Annotated in this window: 25 protein-coding genes; all 25 read right to left on the reverse strand. The window is 31.9% G+C overall.

Going from position 1 to position 21488, the window contains the following annotated elements; genetic code table 11:
* Nucleotides 1-3: 3 nt before the first annotated feature.
* On the reverse strand, nt 4-396 hold the full coding sequence (atpC, locus tag MOV42_RS08785; protein ID WP_324170820.1) for an ATP synthase F1 subunit epsilon: 393 nt from the start codon (nt 394-396) through the stop codon (nt 4-6).
* 22 nt (nt 397-418) lie between these two features.
* Nucleotides 419-1813, reverse strand: coding sequence for a F0F1 ATP synthase subunit beta (atpD, locus tag MOV42_RS08790; protein ID WP_324170821.1), 1395 nt, complete (start codon nt 1811-1813; stop codon nt 419-421).
* Between the two features lie 11 nt (nt 1814-1824).
* A complete protein-coding gene (atpG, locus tag MOV42_RS08795) occupies nt 1825-2712 on the reverse strand; it encodes an ATP synthase F1 subunit gamma (protein ID WP_324170822.1) in 888 nt (295 codons plus the stop codon).
* A gap of 10 nt (nt 2713-2722) precedes the next feature.
* Entirely contained in the window at nt 2723-4240 is a 1518-nt protein-coding gene (gene atpA, locus MOV42_RS08800) for a F0F1 ATP synthase subunit alpha (RefSeq protein ID WP_324170823.1), read from the reverse strand.
* A 24-nt stretch (nt 4241-4264) separates the two neighbouring features.
* Nucleotides 4265-4798 carry a F0F1 ATP synthase subunit delta gene (locus MOV42_RS08805; protein ID WP_324170824.1) on the reverse strand — a complete coding sequence of 178 codons (534 nt, stop codon included), beginning with the start codon at nt 4796-4798 and terminating at the stop codon, nt 4265-4267.
* A 1-nt stretch (nt 4799) separates the two neighbouring features.
* The gene (locus MOV42_RS08810; RefSeq protein WP_324170825.1) at nt 4800-5315 is read right to left on the reverse strand and encodes a F0F1 ATP synthase subunit B; all 516 of its coding nucleotides are present in this window, start codon (nt 5313-5315) and stop codon (nt 4800-4802) included.
* A 10-nt stretch (nt 5316-5325) separates the two neighbouring features.
* Nucleotides 5326-5748, reverse strand: a complete 423-nt coding sequence (locus MOV42_RS08815; protein ID WP_324170826.1) for a FoF1 ATP synthase subunit B' — start codon at nt 5746-5748, stop codon at nt 5326-5328.
* 90 nt (nt 5749-5838) lie between these two features.
* Nucleotides 5839-6675, reverse strand: a complete 837-nt coding sequence (locus MOV42_RS08820) for a ParB/RepB/Spo0J family partition protein (RefSeq protein WP_324170827.1) — start codon at nt 6673-6675, stop codon at nt 5839-5841.
* A 7-nt stretch (nt 6676-6682) separates the two neighbouring features.
* On the reverse strand, nt 6683-7465 hold the full coding sequence (locus tag MOV42_RS08825) for an AAA family ATPase (RefSeq protein ID WP_324170828.1): 783 nt from the start codon (nt 7463-7465) through the stop codon (nt 6683-6685).
* Nucleotides 7462-8097 carry a biotin--[acetyl-CoA-carboxylase] ligase gene (locus MOV42_RS08830; RefSeq protein ID WP_324170829.1) on the reverse strand — a complete coding sequence of 212 codons (636 nt, stop codon included), beginning with the start codon at nt 8095-8097 and terminating at the stop codon, nt 7462-7464. Before MOV42_RS08830 ends, MOV42_RS08825 begins: the two co-directional genes overlap by 4 nt.
* Nucleotides 8078-9013 (reverse strand): methionyl-tRNA formyltransferase, encoded by a 936-nt coding sequence (fmt, locus tag MOV42_RS08835; protein WP_324170830.1) that lies wholly within the window; start codon nt 9011-9013, stop codon nt 8078-8080. The genes MOV42_RS08830 and fmt overlap by 20 nt, the downstream gene beginning before the upstream one ends.
* Nucleotides 9013-9783 carry a glutamate 5-kinase gene (gene proB / locus MOV42_RS08840; RefSeq protein ID WP_324173018.1) on the reverse strand — a complete coding sequence of 257 codons (771 nt, stop codon included), beginning with the start codon at nt 9781-9783 and terminating at the stop codon, nt 9013-9015. The genes fmt and proB overlap by 1 nt, the downstream gene beginning before the upstream one ends.
* 1 nt (nt 9784) lies before the next feature.
* Nucleotides 9785-10885, reverse strand: coding sequence for a GTPase ObgE (gene obgE, locus MOV42_RS08845; RefSeq protein WP_324170831.1), 1101 nt, complete (start codon nt 10883-10885; stop codon nt 9785-9787).
* Between the two features lie 98 nt (nt 10886-10983).
* Entirely contained in the window at nt 10984-11241 is a 258-nt protein-coding gene (gene rpmA / locus MOV42_RS08850; RefSeq protein ID WP_324170832.1) for a 50S ribosomal protein L27, read from the reverse strand.
* 20 nt (nt 11242-11261) lie between these two features.
* Entirely contained in the window at nt 11262-11570 is a 309-nt protein-coding gene (gene rplU, locus MOV42_RS08855) for a 50S ribosomal protein L21 (protein WP_324170833.1), read from the reverse strand.
* A gap of 62 nt (nt 11571-11632) precedes the next feature.
* On the reverse strand, nt 11633-11974 hold the full coding sequence (gene hypA / locus MOV42_RS08860) for a hydrogenase maturation nickel metallochaperone HypA (protein ID WP_324170834.1): 342 nt from the start codon (nt 11972-11974) through the stop codon (nt 11633-11635).
* Nucleotides 11967-13622, reverse strand: a complete 1656-nt coding sequence (locus MOV42_RS08865) for a hydrogenase maturation protein (RefSeq protein WP_324170835.1) — start codon at nt 13620-13622, stop codon at nt 11967-11969. Before MOV42_RS08865 ends, hypA begins: the two co-directional genes overlap by 8 nt.
* A complete protein-coding gene (gene hypE / locus MOV42_RS08870) occupies nt 13623-14621 on the reverse strand; it encodes a hydrogenase expression/formation protein HypE (protein ID WP_324170836.1) in 999 nt (332 codons plus the stop codon).
* A gap of 13 nt (nt 14622-14634) precedes the next feature.
* Nucleotides 14635-15654, reverse strand: a complete 1020-nt coding sequence (locus MOV42_RS08875; RefSeq protein ID WP_324170837.1) for an aldo/keto reductase — start codon at nt 15652-15654, stop codon at nt 14635-14637.
* 24 nt (nt 15655-15678) lie between these two features.
* Nucleotides 15679-17709: a KAP family P-loop NTPase fold protein gene (locus MOV42_RS08880; protein WP_324170838.1), complete on the reverse strand. Its 2031-nt coding sequence runs from the start codon at nt 17707-17709 to the stop codon at nt 15679-15681.
* Nucleotide 17710: 1 nt separating this feature from the next.
* Entirely contained in the window at nt 17711-18208 is a 498-nt protein-coding gene (locus tag MOV42_RS08885; protein WP_324170839.1) for a SixA phosphatase family protein, read from the reverse strand.
* The gene (locus tag MOV42_RS08890) at nt 18205-19167 is read right to left on the reverse strand and encodes a Fic family protein (RefSeq protein WP_324170840.1); all 963 of its coding nucleotides are present in this window, start codon (nt 19165-19167) and stop codon (nt 18205-18207) included. The genes MOV42_RS08885 and MOV42_RS08890 overlap by 4 nt, the downstream gene beginning before the upstream one ends.
* 31 nt (nt 19168-19198) lie before the next feature.
* Nucleotides 19199-20341, reverse strand: a complete 1143-nt coding sequence (gene hypD, locus MOV42_RS08895; protein WP_324170841.1) for a hydrogenase formation protein HypD — start codon at nt 20339-20341, stop codon at nt 19199-19201.
* Complete coding sequence (locus tag MOV42_RS08900) at nt 20342-20674, reverse strand: HypC/HybG/HupF family hydrogenase formation chaperone (protein ID WP_324170842.1); 333 nt, start codon at nt 20672-20674, stop codon at nt 20342-20344.
* Nucleotides 20674-21441, reverse strand: a complete 768-nt coding sequence (gene hypB / locus MOV42_RS08905; RefSeq protein WP_324170843.1) for a hydrogenase nickel incorporation protein HypB — start codon at nt 21439-21441, stop codon at nt 20674-20676. Before hypB ends, MOV42_RS08900 begins: the two co-directional genes overlap by 1 nt.
* Nucleotides 21442-21488: the final 47 nt, after the last annotated feature.

The raw sequence follows: 21488 nt of genomic DNA on the forward strand, positions 1-21488 counted from the left end.
ATATTATAATAGTCTTTGAGCAGCAAATTCTATTTTAGCAGAAACAGAAGCAATTGCTCCTTTTGCATCAGCAATATCATTTATAAGTTTCTTAGCCTCTTCAAGAGCAGCAGCAATGCTACTTTCATTGTCACCACGAATAGCAACAGCACCTTCAACTAAAACAATAACTTTTGCTTCATCAACTTGAACAACACCCCAATTAATTAAAATTGATTCAACTGATTTATCTTCTTTTTCGATGTCAATAACACCAGCTTCCAACAAAGTTGATAATGAAGCATGATGTGGTAAAACACCAAATTCTCCCTCTTCACCAGGAAGAGTTACACTAACAGCTTCATCATTGAAGATTTCACCGTTAGGAGTTAGGATTTCAAGTTTTAACTTATCCATTACAGTCCTTTAATATTATGAGTTATTTTTGCTTTGCAGCTTTTTCTCTAGCCTCATCCATATTACCAACCATATAGAATGCATTTTCTGGCATATCATCACAATCTCCATCTAGAATTGCTTTGAAACCTTTGATGCTATCTTCAAGAGAAACATATTTACCAGGAGAACCTGTAAATACTTCTGCAACAAAGAATGGTTGAGATAAGAATTTTTCAATTTTACGAGCACGTTCAACAACATTTTTATCATCTTCAGAAAGCTCATCCATACCAAGAATTGCAATAATATCTTGAAGATCTTTATACTTCTGAAGTGTTTGTTGAACACCACGAGCAACACCATAGTGCTCTTCACCAATAATTTGTGGATCAAGTAATCTTGAAGTTGAATCTAGTGGATCAACCGCAGGATAAATACCTTTTTCAGCTATTTTACGGTTCAATACTGTTGTAGCATCTAAGTGAGCAAAAACAGAAGCAGGAGCTGGATCTGTCAAGTCATCCGCAGGAACATAAACAGCCTGAACTGAAGTAATTGAACCTTTTGAAGTAGATGTAATTCTATCTTGTAAAGCACCCATTTCACGAGCTAATGTTGGTTGATAACCAACAGCTGAAGGGATACGACCAAGAAGTGCAGACATCTCTGAACCTGATTGAGCGAAACGGAAGATATTATCAATAAACATCAATACATCTAGACCTTTTTCATCTCTGAAATACTCAGCCATAGTAATACCTGTAAGAGCAATACGGTTACGGGCTCCTGGAGGCTCACTCATTTGTCCATAACAAAGCGCAACTTTATCAAGTACATTAGAATCTTTCATCTCATGGTAAAGGTCATTTCCTTCACGAGTTCTCTCACCAACACCAGCAAATACAGATAGACCATCATGACCCATTGCAACATTGTGAATAAGCTCCATAATAATAACTGTTTTACCAACACCTGCACCACCAAATAGTCCAACTTTACCACCTTTAGAGTAAGGAGCAAGTAAATCAACTACTTTGATACCTGTTTCAAACATCTCTGTAGTAGTTGACTGTTCAACTAGTGGTGGAGGTGCACGATGAATTGACCATAGTGGAGCATCTGTAATTGCTTCACCACCATCAATAGTTTCACCAATAACATTAAAAATACGACCAAGTACTTTTTCTCCAACTGGTACTTTTATAGGAGCACCTGTAGAAACTGCATCCATTCCACGAACTAAACCCTCACTCATATCCATTGCAATCGTTCTAACACGACCGTCACCTAAGTGAGCTGCAACTTCTAATACTAAACGAGTTTCAGTACCTTCTATATTAATCTTAACTTCAATTGCTTCGTTAATCGTTGGAAGATAACCTTCAAAATCAACATCAACAACCGGCCCAATTACCTGGCTTATTTTACCAATCATATTTTTCTCCATTATTTCATAGACTCCACACCACTTATTATTTCAATAAGTTCTGTAGTAATAGCTGCTTGTCTTGCTTTATTAAACTTGATATTGAGACTTTTAACCATGTCTTGTGCATTATTTGTTGCTGTGTCCATTGCTTGCATTCTAGATGCATGTTCAGCAGCCACCGAATCAATAAGTGCATAATAAATAGCGTATTCAACATATCTGTTTACTAAAGAGTCTAACATATGTTCTTCATCTTCTGCTTCTACTTCAAGAACTGACTTTTTTGCTTGAGCACAATCAAATTGCTCAGTATCTACTGGTAGAATATTCTTAACATGTAACTCTTGAGTTATCATATTTTTATATCCATTATAGATTATATGAAGACCATCAATTTTTCCATCTTTATAATCTTCAATAGAAATTTTTATAAATTCGTCAGCTCTACCTTTATCAGGTTTTGAACTTAAATCTATAACTGAGTCAAAAAGTTCAACTTCGTTATATTTAAAAAATTCAACACCTTTCTTACCGATTCCACGTAAACGTACTTTTACATTTTTGCTTTTATAATCTTTTATAAGTCTTTTAACAGCTTTAATAGTTTGAATATTAAACCCACCACATAAACCTTTATCAGCAGTTACAAAAACAATGTCAACCATTTTTGGGTTTTCAATCTCCATAAAACATCGATTGTCAATCCCGCCAACTTTATTACATTTTATACGTCCAGCTATTTCGGCAATTACCTGATTCATTTTTCCAGCATAAAGACGAGAGCGTTTTGCAAGCTCTTCTGCGCGACGAAGTTTTGCAGTTGATACAAGCTTCATCGCACGAGTCGTCTTTTGAGTATTAGAAACACTCTTTATCTGTCTTTGAATATCTTTCAAGTTTGCCATAAAGTTTTCCTTACGCTACTACAAAAGTAGCTTTGAATTCTTCAAGTGCTTTGATTAACAGTGCCTTAGTATCATCATCTACTTTTAAAGTACTTCTTATATTCTCAAAAATCTGAGGATAACTAGCTTCAATAAATGGATACATTTCAGCTTCAAAACGAACAACATTAGAAGGATCGAAATCATCTAAGAAACCTTCATTACCAGCAAAAATAATAGCAACTTGCTTCTCTGCTGAAAGTGGGGAGAAAGGTCCTTGCTTGAGAACTTCTACCATTCTTTGTCCACGCTCTAGTTGTTTACGAGATGTTTCATCAAGGTCAGATGCAAATTGAGCGAATGCTTGAAGTTCACGATACTGAGCAAGGTCAAGTCTTAAAGTACCAGCAACTTGCTTAGTAGCTTTAATCTGAGCAGCACCACCAACACGAGACACTGAAAGCCCAACATTTATTGCTGGACGAACACCCGAATTAAATAGTTCAGTTTCAAGGAAAATCTGACCATCTGTAATTGAAATAACATTAGTTGGAATATATGCCGCAACATCACCAGCTTGAGTTTCAATAATTGGAAGAGCAGTTAAACTACCAGCTCCATCTTCATCACAGACTTTAGCCGCTCTTTCAAGAAGGCGAGAGTGAATATAGAAAACATCACCTGGATATGCTTCACGACCAGGAGGACGACGAAGAATAAGTGACATTTCACGGTATGCAACTGCATGCTTAGATAAATCATCATAAACAATTAGACCATGTCTAGCGTTATCACGGAAGTATTCACCCATAGTAACACCAGCATATGGAGCTAAAAATTGAAGTGCAGCAGCTTCAGCAGCTGTAGAAGATACAATAATTGTATATTCCATTGCACCATGTTCTTCTAAACGACGAATAATTTGAGCAACAGTTGATTCTTTCTGACCTATTGCAACATAAATACAGACAACATCATTGCCTTTTTGATTTATTATAGCATCTATTGCAATAGTTGTTTTACCAGTTTGTCTGTCACCAATGATAAGCTCACGCTGACCACGGCCAATTGGAACAAGTGCATCAATTGCTTTAATACCAGTTGCTAATGGCTCATGAACAGATTTTCTATTCATAATTCCAGGTGCTTTTTCTTCAACAAAACGAGTTTCAGTTGTTTCAATTGGACCTTTACCGTCAATTGGTTCACCAAGTGCATTTACAACACGACCTAAAAGTGCATCACCTACAGGAATACGAAGAAGTTTACCAAGTCTTTTAACACTCATACCCTCTTTAAGTTCAGAACCAGGTCCTAAGATAACAACACCTACTGCGCTCTCTTCAAGGTTCATTACTAAACCTTTAGTTCCTTCTTCAAACTCTACCATTTCTCCGGCCATTACATTACTAAGTCCGTAAACTTGAGCAACACCATCAGCATAAGAAACAATCTTACCTGTTTCGTTAATATCAACACTTAACTCAAAGTTATCGATACGCTCTTTGATTATTGAGCTGATTTCATCAGCTTTAATTTTTGCTACCACTATATTTTCTCCTCTCGTTGAAAGTTAAATTGCTTTTGCAATATGTTCTATGATTTGACTATTAATTCTTGATTTAGAAAAATTAATTTCTATTCCAAGATCTTCTACATTCACCTTAATACCATCAAAATTATCTTTAATAAATTTTAGTGAAATATTTGAATCAAATTTTTTACTTAAGCCACTACTTAAATCTTTCATAATTTTTTTATCTATATCTGTATCGCTATAAACAACACCGTTATAAACTTTACTTGTATTTGTAGCATCTTTTCTCATTCCTTCTGCTAAAGCTGGAATAATATTAATACGGTCATTTTCAACAAGCAATTTTATTAAAGAATCAACAGTTTCAGATTTAACAGATTTTACAGATGCTAAAAGAATCTCTAACTTTTGCTCATTACTTACATCTGTACTATTCATAACTTGAATAAATTTGGTATCTTGGAATGATTCAGATAATGTTTTAAATATAATTGTCATATTTGCCATTGATTTTATATCAGAACTATTTTTTAAAGCTTTTATATATCTTTTTGCAATTAATTCTTCCATATTATGCCACCTTCTTTAAGATAACATTAGCCATTGCTTCTTTATCAAAATCATCATTTGTTTGACTTAAAACTTCTTTTAATACATCTTCAACAACAACTCGAACCATTCTTCTTTGCTCGAACTCCATCAAAGAAATATTTTGTCTGCCAATATTTTCTAAATCTGATTCACATTGAAGCATAATATTGTCATTTAAAATTTTATTCTCTTTCTTAGAAACAACTACTAACTCTTCTGCAAATTTCTTAGCATCTGATATTTTAGCTAAAGCATCATTTTTAAGCTTAACAGATTCGTTTAACTTATCTTGAACTTTTTGTAACTCATCAGCGATGCCTTGACTTCTCCCAATAAAAAAGTTTTTAATTGGCTCTGCAACAAGGTACCAAACCAAACCAGCAAACAGTAAAAAGTTAACTGTTCTTTGAATAATATCTGTTCCTCCACCTTCTGCCCCACCAGATGCAAATGCATAAGTTGATAATATCGTAATTAATAATAATATTTTACTCACATGACATCCTTTATATCTGACTGAATTTAGCTTTTACAGCATCTTTAAACAATGGAACTTGTGACATCAAGTCACTAACCAATTGTTCTTTAGACTCTGCAAGTGATTGCTCAAATTCTAAGTATTCACTAGCTAATTCAGCATGTTTTGCGTCTAGCTTACTGTCTGCCAACTCTTTGGCATCTTCTATAACTTTCTCTCTTAGGGCCGAAGCTTCTAGTTTAGCATTATTAACTATTGACTCAGCTTCTAAATATAAAGCGTTGATTTCATCATCGTTATTCCCTACTTTTTGTAGGTCTTTTTTGATATCCTCATCTCTTTTATTCATGAAACTAAATAATGGATTATAAAGCCAACTATTAAGAACGGCAATTAGTGAAAGAAATACAACAAATGTAGCTAAAAGTAATATCGGATTTATATCTAACATAGCACCTCCTAAAAGTTGCGTGATTATACTATTAGAAAATTGAAAGAATGGTTAAATTATAAAAGAATTTTATAATTTAGTATGTTATTTTTATAAACGGCTAAGAAAATTATCTATTTGACTTTTATCCTTAAATTCTATAGTAAATTTATTCCTTGAAAAATTTGTTTTATAACCTAGAAACTCAAATTTTTCTTTTAAGTCAGAAAAATCATATTCTGCAGCCTTAGTTTTCTCAACAAATGGTTCATCTTTATTTTTCATATTTTTTATGATCGACTCTACTTCTCTAACACTAAGTTTTTGTCCAATAATTGAATTTACTATCAGTTGTTGCTGCTTTTCATCAAGTCCTATCAAAACTTTTGCATGACCAGCAGTTATTTTTTTCTCAATAAGAGCTTTCTGAGTTTTTGATGAAAGTTGGAGCAACCTAATTGTATTTGTGATATGTGTTCTACTTTTATGTATCTTTAGAGCTAGTTCTTCTTGTGTTACATCATACATTTTCAGAAGTTCACTGTAAGCCTCTGCAAGTTCTACCGAGTTTAATTCATCTCTTTGAATATTTTCAATTAGTGCAAACTGTCGCATTTTCTTATCATCAGTATTCAATAAAATTGCACGAATTGTTTTTAATTTTAATAATTTTGAGGCACGAACTCTTCTTTCTCCTGCAATTAAAATATATCCATCTATATCTTCGCTTACTACTATTGGTTGAAGTAAACCATCATTTTTAATTGATTCTCCTAGTTCTAAAAGAGAACTTTCATTAAAATATTTTCGAGGTTGATATGGATTAGGTCTAATGTCTTTAAGAGATAATTCTATTATACTATTTTTTGATGAACTCTCATTTCCGTAAGCCTCATCCATCTCTCCTAAAAGTGCGTCTAGTCCACGACCAAGTTTCACTGATTTCATACAAGCCTCACGATATTATTGTTTGTGCTAAGTTTTGATAAGCAATAGAACCAATTGATTTTACATCATACAGTATAGCTGGTTTTCCAAAAGATGGAGCTTCTGCTAGTTTTACATTTCTTGGAACTACTATATATTTATTTTTAGAATCTTTAAAAAGTTTACCTTTAAAATGCTGAGACAAATCAGCAAACACTTGTTTTGATAAGTTATTTTGAGAACTAAACATTGTTGGTAAAAAACCTTTTATGCTTAACTTAGGGTTTATAGACTTTCTTACAAGTTTAACGGTATTTAAAAGCTGTGCAAGGCCTTCTAATGCGAAGAACTCACACTGAATAGGGATAATTACAGAGTTAGATGCTGATAGTGCATTTATTGTCATTGGTCCAAGTGCCGGAGGAGAGTCTATGATTATATAATCATAATCTTTTTTTATATTCGCAATAGCTTTTTTAAGTACTAATTCTCTTCCATCTTTATTATCATTATCATAATATTCTTTCTCAATTCCTACTAAACCTATATTTGAAGGGGCAAGATGCAGGGTTGGTAAATCTGATTTTAAAATAATGTCTTTTAACTTTTTAGTACCTATTAATACATGATAAATATTGAATTCATAGTCATTTCTATGAAAGCCTAGAGATGTCGTGGCGTTAGCCTGTGGATCAGCATCAATGAGAAGCACTTTTTTTTCTGCAACAGCAAGTGAAGCCGCTAGATTTACAGCAGTTGTTGTTTTACCAACACCGCCTTTTTGATTTGCAATTACAATTACTTCACTCATCTTGTGCTGTATATCCTTTCACCATTACTAATCACTGAACCATCACTTAAAAGTTTCGCATTTTCTAAAGAAATTCTTAAACTTTTGGAATGTGTGAAAAAGTTTTTATTATTCTCAAATTCTAACTCATATTTGCTAAAAACTTCCTTCCATGAAAAATTTTTAGCTATATTAGAAAAATAGTTATTCAACAAAAGTTCTCTACTAATATTTATATCTAGTTTTGAAAATCCTTTGGGAGAAGTGAGAATATTTAATCCTACCCCACAAATAAGCACATTATCTATCATGTTTGTAATCATTCCACCTATTTTTTTATCATCCAAATAAAAATCATTTGGCCATTTCAACCAAACTTCTGAACCTAACTCATTAAGTGTATTTTTTAATATATAAGCAAAATATATAGATGAAGATTCAATTTTTAAGTCTTTTGGTAAATTTTTTAACTCTATTGCAAAAGATAAAAATAAGTTTCCCTCTAACGAATGCCAAAAATTATCTCTACTTCCTACACCTTTTGTTTGTATATTTGACACAACCGCATAAGGAAGATTTACTCTTTTATCTTTAAGAAGGTTTTTTAAATATTTTTGAGTAGAGTCAACTGTATCAAGATAAAGTATCTGCAAGATTTAATCTTTTTCCATTTATATATGATGAGATATCCATCTCTTTCTTAGACGATGGTTGAACTTTAAAAATACGGATACTTCCTTTTTCACAACCAACTATTATTGACTCTTTTTCAACTAAAAGAATTTTACCTGCTTCATTTTCAGAGTGAACTTCAAGTAATTCTATTTTCTTTAATTTTAAACCACTTTCTAAATATATTGCTGGCCATGGAGTGAATGCTCTGTATTTATTATATACTTCACTAGCATTATTAAAAATAATTTCTCCATCTTTTTTTGTTATTTTTTTACAATGTGTAGCTTTTAAATCATTTTGTTTTTTTGGAGTATATGTTCTAAAATTATTTAAAACTTCTATTGTCAACTCACAGGCACAATTAGTCAATTTATCAAACAAACCATCTACCATTTCATCAGCATCTATATCAATTTTTTTTATTTTTAAAATATTACCTGTGTCTAAACCAATATCCATAAGCATTGCGGTCACACCCGTTTGCTTATCATTATTAAGAATACTTTGTTGAATTGGACTAGCTCCTCTATACGCTGGCAAGATAGAAGCATGTAGGTTTATACAAGGAGCGTGATTTAATATCTCTATAGGAAGTATTTGACCATAAGCTGCAACAACAATATAATCACATTTTATATTTAAAAGTTCTTTTACTACTTCATCGTCTCTAAGTCTATTTGGCTGATAAACTTTTATATCATGCTCTTGTGCTAATGTTTTAACAACGGGAGGAGTCATTGTTTTTTTTCGTCCAACAGGTTTATCTGGTTGAGTATAAACAGCTACTACATTCATGTCATTTGTTTTAAGAATTGTTTGCAAAATTTCTTTTGCATAATCTGGAGTACCCATAAAAATAACATTTACCCCAAGGGCACTTCTTGCAGGGCGCATTATTTAGCACCTTTATTTGTAAAAAGTGTTCCACCTATATGATTTTCATCAAGAAGATAACTTTGAATATCTTTTAAATCAAATCCTGTTGCTAAGAAAGTATCTATATTATTATTTAAAAGATATGAAGCAGCTTTTAGTTTTGTAACTATTCCACCTGTTGCAAAAGTACCGTGTGGAGTTGCATTTTTATCTAAATCTTTTTTATCAATGCTATTTACAATTTTAAGTATCTTAGCATCTGTGTTTTTTCTTGGATCTTTATCATAGTAAGCATCTATATCAGAGAGTATAATCAACATATCAGCATCTATATGTTTTGTAATATATGCTGATAGCTGATCGTTATCTCCAACTTCTAACTCATCAGTAGTTGTTGCATCGTTTTCATTTATAATAGGTAAAACACCATTTGAGATAAGAGTATCAACAGTATTTTTTATTTTGTTTATTTCTTGAACTTTACTAAGATTTGCTGCGGTTACTAAAACCTGAGAAATTATAATATTATGTTTAGAAAATTTTTCCGCGTAAGTATGCATTAACACCGGTTGACCAATAGATGCTAAAGCTTGTTTATTTGTTATTACACTTCTATCTAGTTGAATCTTAGTATATCCAGCAGCAACTGCACCAGATGATACTAAAACAACTTCATTATTTTTTTTTAACTCTGCTAAAAAATTAACTAGATTTCCCATTCTATCAAAGGCTAGAGAATCATTATGTGCTAAAACTGCACTTCCAACTTTAACAACTATTCGCATTATCTTATTCTCTATTTGTTTGAACTAAATTAAAAAGTCCATATTTTAGAGCCTCTATATTTTTAGAAGTTGCAGAAGAGATTGCTGCCACTAGATATGGAAGTTTATTATCATATCCTAAAGTTCTATCTGCGGAATCCTGTATGAAATAAGGTACTTCTGAATCAAAGTTAAATTCACTAGAATTACTAGCTTCTAAACCAAGAAGTTCCAAGAAACCATTAACTAAAGCATTTATCTCATCAGGAGGAACAATATCTACTCTAGTTAGAGCAATAGCAAAATTACTATCGCCTAATTTTTCACTAAATGAAGATATCTCATCTTGAAGTACTTCTATCTGTTCTTTTAAATCTCTATATGATGCTAAATCGACCATATATAAAAGGGTTTTAGTTCTTTCAATATGTCTTAAAAATTGAATCCCAAGACCTTTACCTTCGTGAGCACCACCAATAATTCCAGGAATATCAGCCATAACAAATGACTCAAAATCTCCAATATTCACTTGACCAAGTTTTGGTGTAAGTGTTGTAAACTCGTAATTTGCAATTTCTGGACGAGCATTTGATACAGTTGAAATAAGAGTAGATTTACCAACATTAGGAAAACCAACCAGTCCAACATCAGCAATTAGCTTAAGGTCAAGCTTTATAGCTCTTGTTTCACCTTTTTCACCAGGTTGAGCGTAAGTTGGTCTTTGATTAGTTGGTGATTTAAAGTGAGTATTTCCAAGCCCACCTTTTCCACCTAGTAAGAACTTCTCTTCTTGAGCATCTTTGAGCATGTCAAAAAGAACTTCACCGCTATCAGAATCTATGATTTGTGTTCCAGGAGGAACAATGATTACTTTTTTCGCACCAGACTTTCCTGACATACGAGAAGCTTCACCTTGTGCACCACCATCTGCTTTTAAGTGCATTCTTCTTTGAAAGTGAGAGAGAGTATGTGTGTTATTGTCACACTTAAACCAGATGTCGCCACCTTTTCCACCATCTCCACCGTTAGGACCACCATTTAGTACAAACTTTTCTCGACGAAATGCAACACACCCTTGTCCACCTTTTCCAGATGAAACTGTTAATTCAACGCTATCTGTAAACATTGTCATTCCTTACATTTTAAAAATTTTTACTAAATTGTGAAAGAGTTTAAAAACTCTGTGAAGTAGAAATATTTGGGCGAAGCCCAAATACTGTAGAATTACGCAGCAGCTATTACTGAAACTTGTTTACGCTTTTTATCTTTTCTTTCAAAAGTTACAACGCCTTCAATAAGTGCAAATATTGTATGATCTTTACCCATTCCAACATTTTTACCTGGATGAACTTTAGTTCCTCTTTGACGAATGATAATGTTACCTGGGATAACTACTTCACCACCAAATTTTTTAACACCAAGTCTTCTACCAGCTGAGTCACGATTATTCTGTGTACTACCTTGACCTTTCTTATGTGCCATACTATGCTCCTTCTTTTAGCTTATGCAGCTATTTTCGTGATACGAACACGAGTGAAGTCTCTTCTGAAACCTCTTTTAACTTTAGAGTCTTTACGACGACGCTTTTTGAAAATAACAATTTTTCTATCGCGACCTTCATTAATAACTTCTGCAGTAACTACGGCACCATCAACAAATGGAGCTCCAAATTTAAGTTCACCAGCATTAACTGCTAGAACTTCTGTTATCTCGATAGTATCTTTTGGCTCTAATGACATTTTATCTAATAAAAGAACGTCACCCTCTTGAACTTTATATTGTTTACCACCGTTTTTGATAATTGCGTACATATACAATTCCTTGAATCTTTATAAAAGTTCGCAATTTTACCCAAACAAGCTTTAAGTTTTGTTTAATTAAGTTCTAATTGCATTAAATACATATCTTCACCATCGATAATTTTTATATCCACACCCTTACAAACAGGGCAACAGTAGTCCATTTTACCTATTGTTGATTCTTTTTGACAATTATTACATTGGATTACTATATCTTGCATATTTATGACAAACTCTGCTTCTTCACAAATTGTCTTTTCTTTAAAGGTATCAAAAGCTGTTTGAAGTAAACTTGGCTCTACTCCACTCATAACACCTATTTTAACTACTACTTTTAATACTTTTGTAGAATTATTCTCTCTCGCATTATCTTCACACGAATCCAAAAGTGATTGAACTATACTATATTCATGCATTTTTTATTTCCCTTAATCTATCTGGTGTTTTAATTGGACATACTTTATATACAAATTCTTGCCTTAGGGCATGAAAAGAACTATCTTTATCCCAAAATTCAGGATACATGACTTTTAACTCTTCTTCTTTGCATCTATCTATATGATTTTCATTTTCTTGAAGGTAATCTTGTTTTTCATATATATAATCTTCATATTTTTCTTCATCTTCTACTAAAACACTGCAAAATCCCCTTAAACTATCAAAATAATCCTCTTGAGAAAAAACCTCATCAATCATATTTATCTTTTTTGCTTCATTTGAACTTATGGGTAAGCATCTATATAAAAGTTTTTTTGCTTTAACTTCCCCTACTCTTTTTGGCAAAGAAAAAGTATGATATTCACTTCCACTTAATCCTAAGGTTTTATAGTGAGGGTTTAAAACACTTTTACTAGATGCAACAACATAGTCACAAGCGAGAGCTAAAAAGACTCCACCTGCTCCTGCATTCTTATGCAGAGATGCTACTGTAATAACCTCATCTGCGAAGATGATAGATTTAACTAAATCATTCATGGCATTTATATTGCTCCAGCCATCTTCACCTTGTTTTTTAGAATCTTCTAAAATATTTAAATGAATACCATTACTAAAAAACTCCTCTGCCCCAATAAGAACAATAACCTTTGAACTTTCTTTGAGATATTCAAAAGCATACTTAAGTCTTATGCACTGCTCTGAATGCATTGCACCATTATGAAAGTTAAAACAAAGATATGTCACATCTCCATCTTTATGAGAACCGATTTCATAAAATGTTTTATAGCTCATATCAAAGATGAGAGGAAGTCTATGCTCTTTAACACCTTTTATCTTATCTTTTAACACATAAGTTGCTGGAAGTTTAAAAGCACCCTCTTTGATAAGATGGCTTATCCATATTGCACCATCTGTGGTTGCCACACAAATAGCACCATCTCTTTTGGCAATAATTTCTTTTGGATTTCCTTTTAACTTACTTTCAAACCACACACCAAAAAGATAACAGCTTATTCCAAAAAACTCATCTTTAACCCCAGGGTAACTATCACTTAACCTAATTTTTTTTATAATATCTTTACTTGTATCTTTTTCCCACTCTATTGCTCTATCAACTTGTTTTAGATATTTATGCATTGGTGTTTTTAACTGTGGTGTTGCTTTGAAATCTGTGTTTTGTAGGTTTATAAGTAGTTCTTTTGTAGCTTCAATAGTAGCATTTGCCACTTCATCTCTATACATAGATGCTTTAGTAGCATCTCGCATAAGAAAATTAACCTCGCTGTATATCTCTCCACCATCAAGCTCTTCATTTGCTTTTAGGATTACTACTCCCCATTCTTTCTTTTGCTCTAATAAAGCATGATCAAGTGAATTATGCCCTCTATCTCCTCTTATACCTGGATGAAGTACAAACGAAGGAGTATTTAAAAATATCTCTTTTGGAATAAACTTTTTTAAAAATGGACAAAAAACGATATCTGGCTTAAATCTTTGGACTGAATCTATCATTACCTCATCACTAATAGCATATTCTATTGAAATGGTGTGATTCATATCTTTAAGAAGACAGAAAACTCTTTGAGTTAAAGAGTTAAAAGCTGAAACGATTAGAAGTATTTTCATTTAACAGATGCGAGGAAGTAACTCACCACTAGGAGTATCTAAAAATCTTGAAGTTCCCCAAGAACTATTTAAAATAACTTTTTGTTTATGTGTGTCAGTAACTTTTGCAATTATAGTTGCTCTAGAGCCATTTTCAAATGTTTTAAGTATCTCAACCGCGCTACTAGCATCTTCTTCTTTTATGGCTAAAACAAAAGTACCCTCATTTGCTAAAGCACTTGCTTCAAAGCCTAGCATCTCACAGATGCCATTAACCTCATTACTTATAGGTAATTTTTCTTCTTCAACTTCTATACAAATATCTGACTGCTTTGCCCATTCATTTAAAACAGCACTTACACCACCTCTTGTAGCATCTCTAAGAGCAGTTATCTGTATGTTAGCATCTATGAGTGCTTTTACTTGTGGGTATAAAGAAGCACAATCACTCTTTAGCGAACTACTCATCTCAATATCTTCACGAGCAACAAAAATAGTAGCGCCATGACACCCTATGTCACGATTTACTAAAATCACATCTTCTTTAGTGATATGGTTTGAGCTAATTCCTTTTTTCATTATCTCACCGATTCCAGTAGTGTTTATAAAAATCTTATCAACACTACCTTTTGGAACAACCTTAGTATCTCCACTTACAACAATAGCACCATTTATTTCAAGTTCTTTTTTCATACTACGGACAATTTTTTCTAAATCTCTTACAGCAAAACCTTCTTCAATTATCACACTACATGTTAAATACTTTGGTTTTGCACCCATCATAGCTAAGTCATTACAAGTTCCACAAACTGCAAGCTTTCCGATATCCGCTCCAGGAAAAAAAAGTGGACTTACTGTAAAACTATCAGTAGAAAAAGCTAACTCTCCATTATGAATAACAGCTGCATCTTCATTTCGTTCAAGTATTTCATTTTTAAAAGCTTTATAAAAAACCTTAGTTATAAGTTCGTTGTTCTCTTGACCGCCGTTACCTTGTGCTAGTGTAATTGTTTTTGTCATTATAATCTTCCTATTATCCCATCGGATACATAATATTGTTTTGTATAGTTTTAATCTCTTGCATTGTTTCTTCACTAAGTTCTAAATCCATAGCAGCAAAAGAGTCATCAAGTTGCCCAGTATTTCTAGCTCCTACGATAGTAGATGCTACAAACTTAAACTGTTTTGAGTATGCTACTGCTAAAGTTACAGTAGATATATCTAGTTTTTTAGCTATTTCTATATACTTTGAAGTCGCTTCTAGTGTCTTGTTGTTAACAAACCTTGTTCCTTGAGCTTTTGTACGAGGGTCTTCACTCTTTAAGTACTCAGAAAATCTAGCATTTGTAGGATAGAGCTTTCCATTATACTTACCACTCAAAACTCCACCACCAATAGGTGAATATGGAAGGAGTGATATTTGTTCTTTTTCGCATACCAGTGCCGACTCATCTAAAAATCTTGGATTGTTCAAAGAGAAGTTGTTTTGAATTGATTCAAATCTTGGGATGCCAAGTTTTTTAGAAGTTTCATTTGCTTTTGTAAGTCCGTAGGCAGTATCATTTGAAGTTCCAAGGTATCTCACTTTTCCTTCTTTAACTAGTTCTTCAAAAGCTCTAAGTGACTCTTCGATAGGAACTATAGTATCTGGCCAGTGCATCTGATATAAGTCTATATAATCAGTTTGAAGTCTTTTCAAACTTCCTTCTATTGCACTTTTAATATGAAACTTATCAATAGCCGTAAAACCATGACGAACAGGAGGAACAAACCATCCACTAGCAGCACCAGCTACTTTAGATGCAAGAATAATGCTATCTCTTTTTTTATTCTTTAACCATTTACCAATAATTATCTCTGTTTCGCCTGCATAGTCTTCTTTTGGAGGAACAGGGTAAAGCTCAGCAGTATCGAAAAAGTTTATACCTTTCTCATAAGCCTTGTCCATAATCTTAAAAGATTCAGCTTCATCACTCCAGCTTCCAAAACCCATTGTTCCTAAACATATAGGAGTTACACGAAGTCCTGTTTTACCTATGTATCTATACTTCATTTTATGCTTTCTCCTTGCATAAATTTAAAATTTATCATTATTTCTCCAATACTCAAGTAAAGTACCTTGACCTTCTAATAGTTTTGACTTATCTAATTCATTTATATATTCTTCAACTACTTCTAACTTTATCAATTTTTCAAGAGATTCTTTTGATATATAATATTCCTTATAGCTTCCATTGACTATCCTATAGCTTTGAAATATATCTAATATTTTAAAAAAATCATTAGGTGATTTAAATATATTATTTTCTATATCTTTTGACAATACATCTATTGAAGCATTAAATAAATTAAAACTGTGTACCAAGTTTAAGATTCCACTGTAGTTAGACATATTTTCATATGTAATTGATTCTAACTCTGATTTAACTATACTGTTAAGTTTAGCAAGTGTTGCATCTGAAACTTTTAGCTTTTTATCACTATATGTTTTAGCTATCTCTTCATTAATACTTCGTAGTAAGTTGACTTTTACTTTAAATTCTATTTCGCTATCTGTTTTATAAAAATTCAATATAAAATCATCTACTTTTGGATGTTTAATTAAAACATCATATCCTAACTGCTCATAAGAAATTGATACATTAAATAATGAAAATGTGCTTTTATCTTTACTAACTAGGTCTTTTGATATTTTTAGTGTATTAAAAAACATGTTTTCTATTTCATTTTTCTCTATTGATTCATTAAACTCATAAAACATATCTAAAAAATATGAACTCTTTTGCTGTTCATCAGCTTTTAAGACAACTTTTTTTAATACTTCAAAGTCATTATTAATGAATGAATTTTTTATCTCATAATACTCTTTCATAGAGATTTTATCATCTGAAGTTGAAAAAGAAAAGTAGTTTTCAAAATAGTAAAAATTACTAATACCTTTATTTTTATGTCCACCTAAAGTTCTGTAATCATACTCTTTAAATATTGAAAAACTTATTTTTAATAAATCTTCAAAATCATGAAACTCTTTTAAATTATTACTGAAGTTTTCTTGAATTCTTTTTGTTTCTTCTTCTTTACTATAACCTGTATTTGTATTGATAAAAAAATCACTAGGCTTATTTTGAATTAATTCATAAAGAGTATGTTTTTTTAATTTGATGAGTGAAATTATAAAAAAATCTGTAAAGTTTACTTCTTCTGCAATAATTGGATATTCAAAAGAAATTATATTTACTATTTGATTGATATCTCTTATTGTTTTTATATAATTACCTACTATCGAATGAACTTCGCTCCATGTTTCCTTATTAAAAATGTATTTTACTTTTTTACATTCTAACTTAGTAAGAATTTCGTCAAGCTCTTTAAATAATAAATTTCTAATAGTAATTTTATGAGGTTTTGGAACTGAAAGTGGATATTGAACTATCTTTTCAAGATATTTTTGTCCTTTTTCGGCTTTAAATTTTAGAAGTGAATTTGAAACTACATTTTTATCATAAAGAAGTATATAAATAAGATTATCAAAGTCTGCAATGCCTTTTACAAGTCTAAATATAAACTCCGTTTCTTTATCAGTAAGTCTGTCTATATCATCAATTATAATAACGATTTTTTTATCTAATTTTTTTAAATAAGTATTTATTTTTTCTTTAACTTTTTCTAAATTGTCTCTGTTCTTATCCTCTAATCGTTTTGCTATGTTATATTTAACTTTTGCAACATCTCCTACCCCCACGGTTACATCGTCAGGTAAAATAAAAGATATTAATTTTCTAACATCTTTGGTAAACTCATCTTTTTTTGCATCTGTGGTTATTGAAAGAATTACTTTCATTAATTCATCAAAAAATAGTTTTATCACTTGCCTAATATCAGTAATAAGCCATGGATTAAAATGTACTATTTCAACATCATTCTTTATATCAGATTTAATAAAATTTATTAAAGTAGTTTTTCCACTACCCCATTCTCCTTCTAGAGAAAGTATAAAAGTTTCATCTTGAGAATAATTCAGAATACCTTTTGAAACCCTAGACGCAAATGGAGCAAAGTTTAACTTGTCATTTTTTATGTCATTCTCTGGGATATCACGATGTTGCACATTAAACCTTTTTAGTCATTTTTTTTGGATAATCAAACGAAATTAATCTTGCATTTTTTTTATTTATATCTTTCCAGTTCTTACAATTAAATTCAATCTCTACCATCCCACATGTTGGAAGATTCTCATCAAATCCAACATACTTTTCGGCTAACATATTTAACTCAAAATTATGTCCACATAAAAACAGAGTTGAGTTTTTTTCATTTACTTTTTTTATCATTTTATGAAGAGTGCTTAAACTTGCTTCATATATTTTTCTTTTAAATATAATTTTGTTTTTAAATTTTACTTTTTTAGCAATCGCTTTTATAGTTTTTTTTGCTCTAACTGCACTAGATGAAAGAATCATATCAGGTTTTACACCTTTTTCTTTTAATCTCTCTCCCATCTTTGGAGCATCTGCTATACCTCTGTGATTTAATGGTCTATCAAAATCTTTAAGACCGACCTCATCCCAACTTGATTTTGCGTGTCTTATAATATATAGTTTTTTCATTTAATTACTTCCCAATATCCACTTCTAGCACTACCGATTCTTTTAATTTTGTTTTCTTCTTTTAGTTTTTCTAGATCTCTTTTAATAGTCTTCTCGTTTACTTCAAATTTTAGTGCTAATTCTTTCACTGTTACTTTTGAATTTTCAGCTATTAAATTTAATATAGAAACTTCTCTACCTTTAGGGACATTTTTAGAGACATCATTGGGGACATTTTTTATCGCTTCAAAAATTACTTCCAACATAAACTCTATAAAAGGTGTGCTTTGTCCAAGTTCACCTGAATCTTCTAAGGCTTTGTAATATCTATCTTGATAGTCTCTTACAATACTTTCAGTAGCGACAGAAGAAAAAATACTTTTGTAGTTATATAATATCACGCTCTGCCATAGTCTTCCAATGCGACCGTTACCATCACTAAAGGGATGAATAAATTCAAACTCATAATGAAAGACACTACTTTTAATAAGAGGATGGTCATCTGAGTTTTTTAACCACTCAAACAAGTCACTCATCAACTCCGGAACTCTCTCATGCGGTGGAGCTACATGACTAACTCCATTTTCACTGCCAACTCCTACATTTACTCTTCTAAAAGCTCCTGCTGTTGTCAAGATACCATTCATTAAGATTTTATGTGCTTGAAGCAAGTCATCCAAAGAATCATAACAATACTCTTCAAACTTCTCATACGCTTTTATGGCTCCATCTACTTCTGCAAGCTCTCGCACACTACCAAGAACTCTTTTTCCATCTAATATAGCTGTAATTTTTTCTTCACCTAAGAAGTTACCTTCTATCTCTAGAGTACCAGCCAGTATTTTTATACGATTTGTTCTTCTTAAATATGGAGTAATAGAACTGTTTTGAGTACTCTCTATTTTAGTTAAAGCTTCAGTTATCTCACTCACAAGATTTAGCATCTTTGATGTGATTGTAAAAAGTGGTTGATAACTCATAGCTTTATACCTTGTGATTTCTAATGATATATTATATCAGATTCCCATATTTATAGTACGCTGAACAAGCACCTTCACTACTAACCATACAACTACCAACAGGTGAAGTTGGTTTACAAGCAGTTCCAAATATTGTACATTCAGGTGGTGAAGCCATGCCTCTAAGTATATCTCCACAGATGCAAAGTTTATGATCTTCTATCTCTTCTAAAGGTAGAACATCTTTATAAATAACTTCTGCATCATACTCACTAAATTCTGCTTTTAATTTTAAACCGCTTTTAGGTATATTTCCTAAACCTCTCCATTTAAAAAGGTCTGCTTTGTCAAAATACTTTTGAATCAATTTTTGAGCTTTAATATTTCCATTGTGAGTTACAAGTCTTTTATATTCTATTTCAAGCTCACATCTATCTTCAATGCACTGCTTAACTATCATACTTATACCTTGCATAACATCAACAGGTTCAAACCCAGTTACTACAACAGGTCGATTATAATCTCTTGGAAATTCTTCATATATCTTACTTCCACTTATAACACTCACATGAGAAGGCCCTAAAAAAGCATCTATTTTATTGTTATAACTATCAACATGAACATCTCTACTATCTATTAACTCTTTCATAACTTCGGGAACTGTTACATGGTTTATGTGAAAGTATATATTTGTTATTTTTTTATTTACAACAGCATTAAGAAGTGCAGCTGTCATTGGGGTTGTTGTTTCAAAACCTATCGCAAAAAATATAACTTTTTTACTAGGATTTTCATTTGCAATCTTTATACAATCTAGGGGAGAGTAAACAAATCTTACATCAGCACCTTTAGCTCTGGCATCTTGAAGACTACCTTTACTTCCTGGTACTTTTATCATATCACCTAAAGTTACTAAAATTACATCTTTTTGCATACTTAAAACATACGCATGATCAATTCTCTCTTTTGGTATGATACAAACAGGACAGCCTGGACCATGAACAAACTTAATATTTTTAGGTAAAAGTTGAGGAATTCCATACTTCATAATCGTATGAGTATGACCACCACAAACTTCCATAATATTTATAGGATTTTTCAGTTTTTTTGCATCTTCATTTATGATTTTAGCAAATGCTTTAATAGTATCGCCATCTCTAAAATCATCATATAGATTATTTAACTCTAACTCCATCTAAGCTCCTCTATTTGCGCACTCATCCCCCAGGGGAGCCTCTCTGGCTTCGCCATTCACCTTCTCATCTTCTTCTAGTATTGCTTGCTGTCTATCTTCTTCGTTCATTGCTTCAATGATTTCTTTATAAAGTTCTAAACTATCAAGAGCTTCCGCTTCATCAATTTTGTTCATTACAAAACCGATATGAAGAAGTACATAATCGCCAATTTTAACATCACCCTCTTCGAGTAAGTCTAAACTAGCTGCTCTTTGAACACCCATAGTATCAACAGTAGCCAAGTTTGTTTCTTTATCTATTTTTACTACTTTAGATGGAATTGAAAGACACATTATCTCATCTCCATCTTAAATTTTATCCACTGTGCAACTTTTTTTAGACTCTCTTCATCTTTTGTACTAACTTCAAGTATGTCAACATTTGGTTTTAGTTTTCTAGCATCTGCTTTTTCTTTTTCCATGTCATAATCAAAATGTGGAAGTAAATCAACCTTTGTAAATAAAACTAAATCAGCTTGGCGAAACATTACAGGATATTTTATAATCTTGTCTTCACCCTCAGGAATACTTACTAAAATAATATTTAAGTGACTCCCAACATCATAAGATGCAGGACAAACTAAGTTTCCAACATTTTCAACAAAACAAACATCCATAGCATCTAAGTCCATATGATGCAAAGCTTTATGAACCATAAATGCATCTAAATGACAAGCTGAACCTGTTTGAATCTGATGAGCTTGGATACCTTTAGCTTTTAATCTATCAGCATCTCTACTTGTTTCTAAATCACCTTCTACAACACCAAACTTAAAGTCACAAACATCATTAAGATGTTCCAACAAAGTAGTTTTACCACTTCCGGGAGAACTCATTAGGTTTATACAAAGAACACCTTTTGAATCAAAATGCTGTCGATTATGCCCTGCTTCATGGTCATTTTTATCTAAAATTTTTGTAATTATAGATATTGTTTTTGGATCATTTAACTGAGGGTTATCATGTAGATGCTGGTGAGCACCTTGATGTTCTGACGAATTTCCATGAGAGTGAGAATGTCCCACGCTATCTGTTATACTACAACCGCAATCTTTACACATAATTAATATTCCTTAATTTTATTTCATAAAATGAAGGAAACCCTTCA

Origin of the sequence: Sulfurimonas sp. (genome assembly GCF_029027405.1) — a bacterium.
Classification (GTDB): Bacteria; Campylobacterota; Campylobacteria; order Campylobacterales; family Sulfurimonadaceae; genus Sulfurimonas.

What these genes read in the sequence shown, in the direction of transcription:
- hypB (WP_324170843.1), bottom strand. Translation starts at nt 21,441, where the DNA reads ATGTGTAAAGATTGCGGTTGTAGTATAACAGATAGCGTGGGACATTCT.
- obgE (WP_324170831.1), bottom strand. Translation starts at nt 10,885, where the DNA reads ATGTTTACAGATAGCGTTGAATTAACAGTTTCATCTGGAAAAGGTGGA.
- atpG (WP_324170822.1), bottom strand. Translation starts at nt 2,712, where the DNA reads ATGGCAAACTTGAAAGATATTCAAAGACAGATAAAGAGTGTTTCTAAT.
- MOV42_RS08825 (WP_324170828.1), bottom strand. Translation starts at nt 7,465, where the DNA reads ATGAGTGAAGTAATTGTAATTGCAAATCAAAAAGGCGGTGTTGGTAAA.
- MOV42_RS08820 (WP_324170827.1), bottom strand. Translation starts at nt 6,675, where the DNA reads ATGAAATCAGTGAAACTTGGTCGTGGACTAGACGCACTTTTAGGAGAG.
- rpmA (WP_324170832.1), bottom strand. Translation starts at nt 11,241, where the DNA reads ATGGCACATAAGAAAGGTCAAGGTAGTACACAGAATAATCGTGACTCA.
- hypA (WP_324170834.1), bottom strand. Translation starts at nt 11,974, where the DNA reads ATGCATGAATATAGTATAGTTCAATCACTTTTGGATTCGTGTGAAGAT.
- atpD (WP_324170821.1), bottom strand. Translation starts at nt 1,813, where the DNA reads ATGATTGGTAAAATAAGCCAGGTAATTGGGCCGGTTGTTGATGTTGAT.
- MOV42_RS08885 (WP_324170839.1), bottom strand. Translation starts at nt 18,208, where the DNA reads ATGAAAAAACTATATATTATAAGACACGCAAAATCAAGTTGGGATGAG.
- MOV42_RS08805 (WP_324170824.1), bottom strand. Translation starts at nt 4,798, where the DNA reads ATGGAAGAATTAATTGCAAAAAGATATATAAAAGCTTTAAAAAATAGT.
- MOV42_RS08890 (WP_324170840.1), bottom strand. Translation starts at nt 19,167, where the DNA reads ATGAGTTATCAACCACTTTTTACAATCACATCAAAGATGCTAAATCTT.
- hypE (WP_324170836.1), bottom strand. Translation starts at nt 14,621, where the DNA reads ATGACAAAAACAATTACACTAGCACAAGGTAACGGCGGTCAAGAGAAC.
- MOV42_RS08900 (WP_324170842.1), bottom strand. Translation starts at nt 20,674, where the DNA reads ATGTGTCTTTCAATTCCATCTAAAGTAGTAAAAATAGATAAAGAAACA.
- MOV42_RS08815 (WP_324170826.1), bottom strand. Translation starts at nt 5,748, where the DNA reads ATGTTAGATATAAATCCGATATTACTTTTAGCTACATTTGTTGTATTT.
- fmt (WP_324170830.1), bottom strand. Translation starts at nt 9,013, where the DNA reads ATGCGCCCTGCAAGAAGTGCCCTTGGGGTAAATGTTATTTTTATGGGT.
- hypD (WP_324170841.1), bottom strand. Translation starts at nt 20,341, where the DNA reads ATGGAGTTAGAGTTAAATAATCTATATGATGATTTTAGAGATGGCGAT.
- MOV42_RS08875 (WP_324170837.1), bottom strand. Translation starts at nt 15,654, where the DNA reads ATGAAGTATAGATACATAGGTAAAACAGGACTTCGTGTAACTCCTATA.
- atpC (WP_324170820.1), bottom strand. Translation starts at nt 396, where the DNA reads ATGGATAAGTTAAAACTTGAAATCCTAACTCCTAACGGTGAAATCTTC.
- rplU (WP_324170833.1), bottom strand. Translation starts at nt 11,570, where the DNA reads ATGTACGCAATTATCAAAAACGGTGGTAAACAATATAAAGTTCAAGAG.
- MOV42_RS08865 (WP_324170835.1), bottom strand. Translation starts at nt 13,622, where the DNA reads ATGAAAATACTTCTAATCGTTTCAGCTTTTAACTCTTTAACTCAAAGA.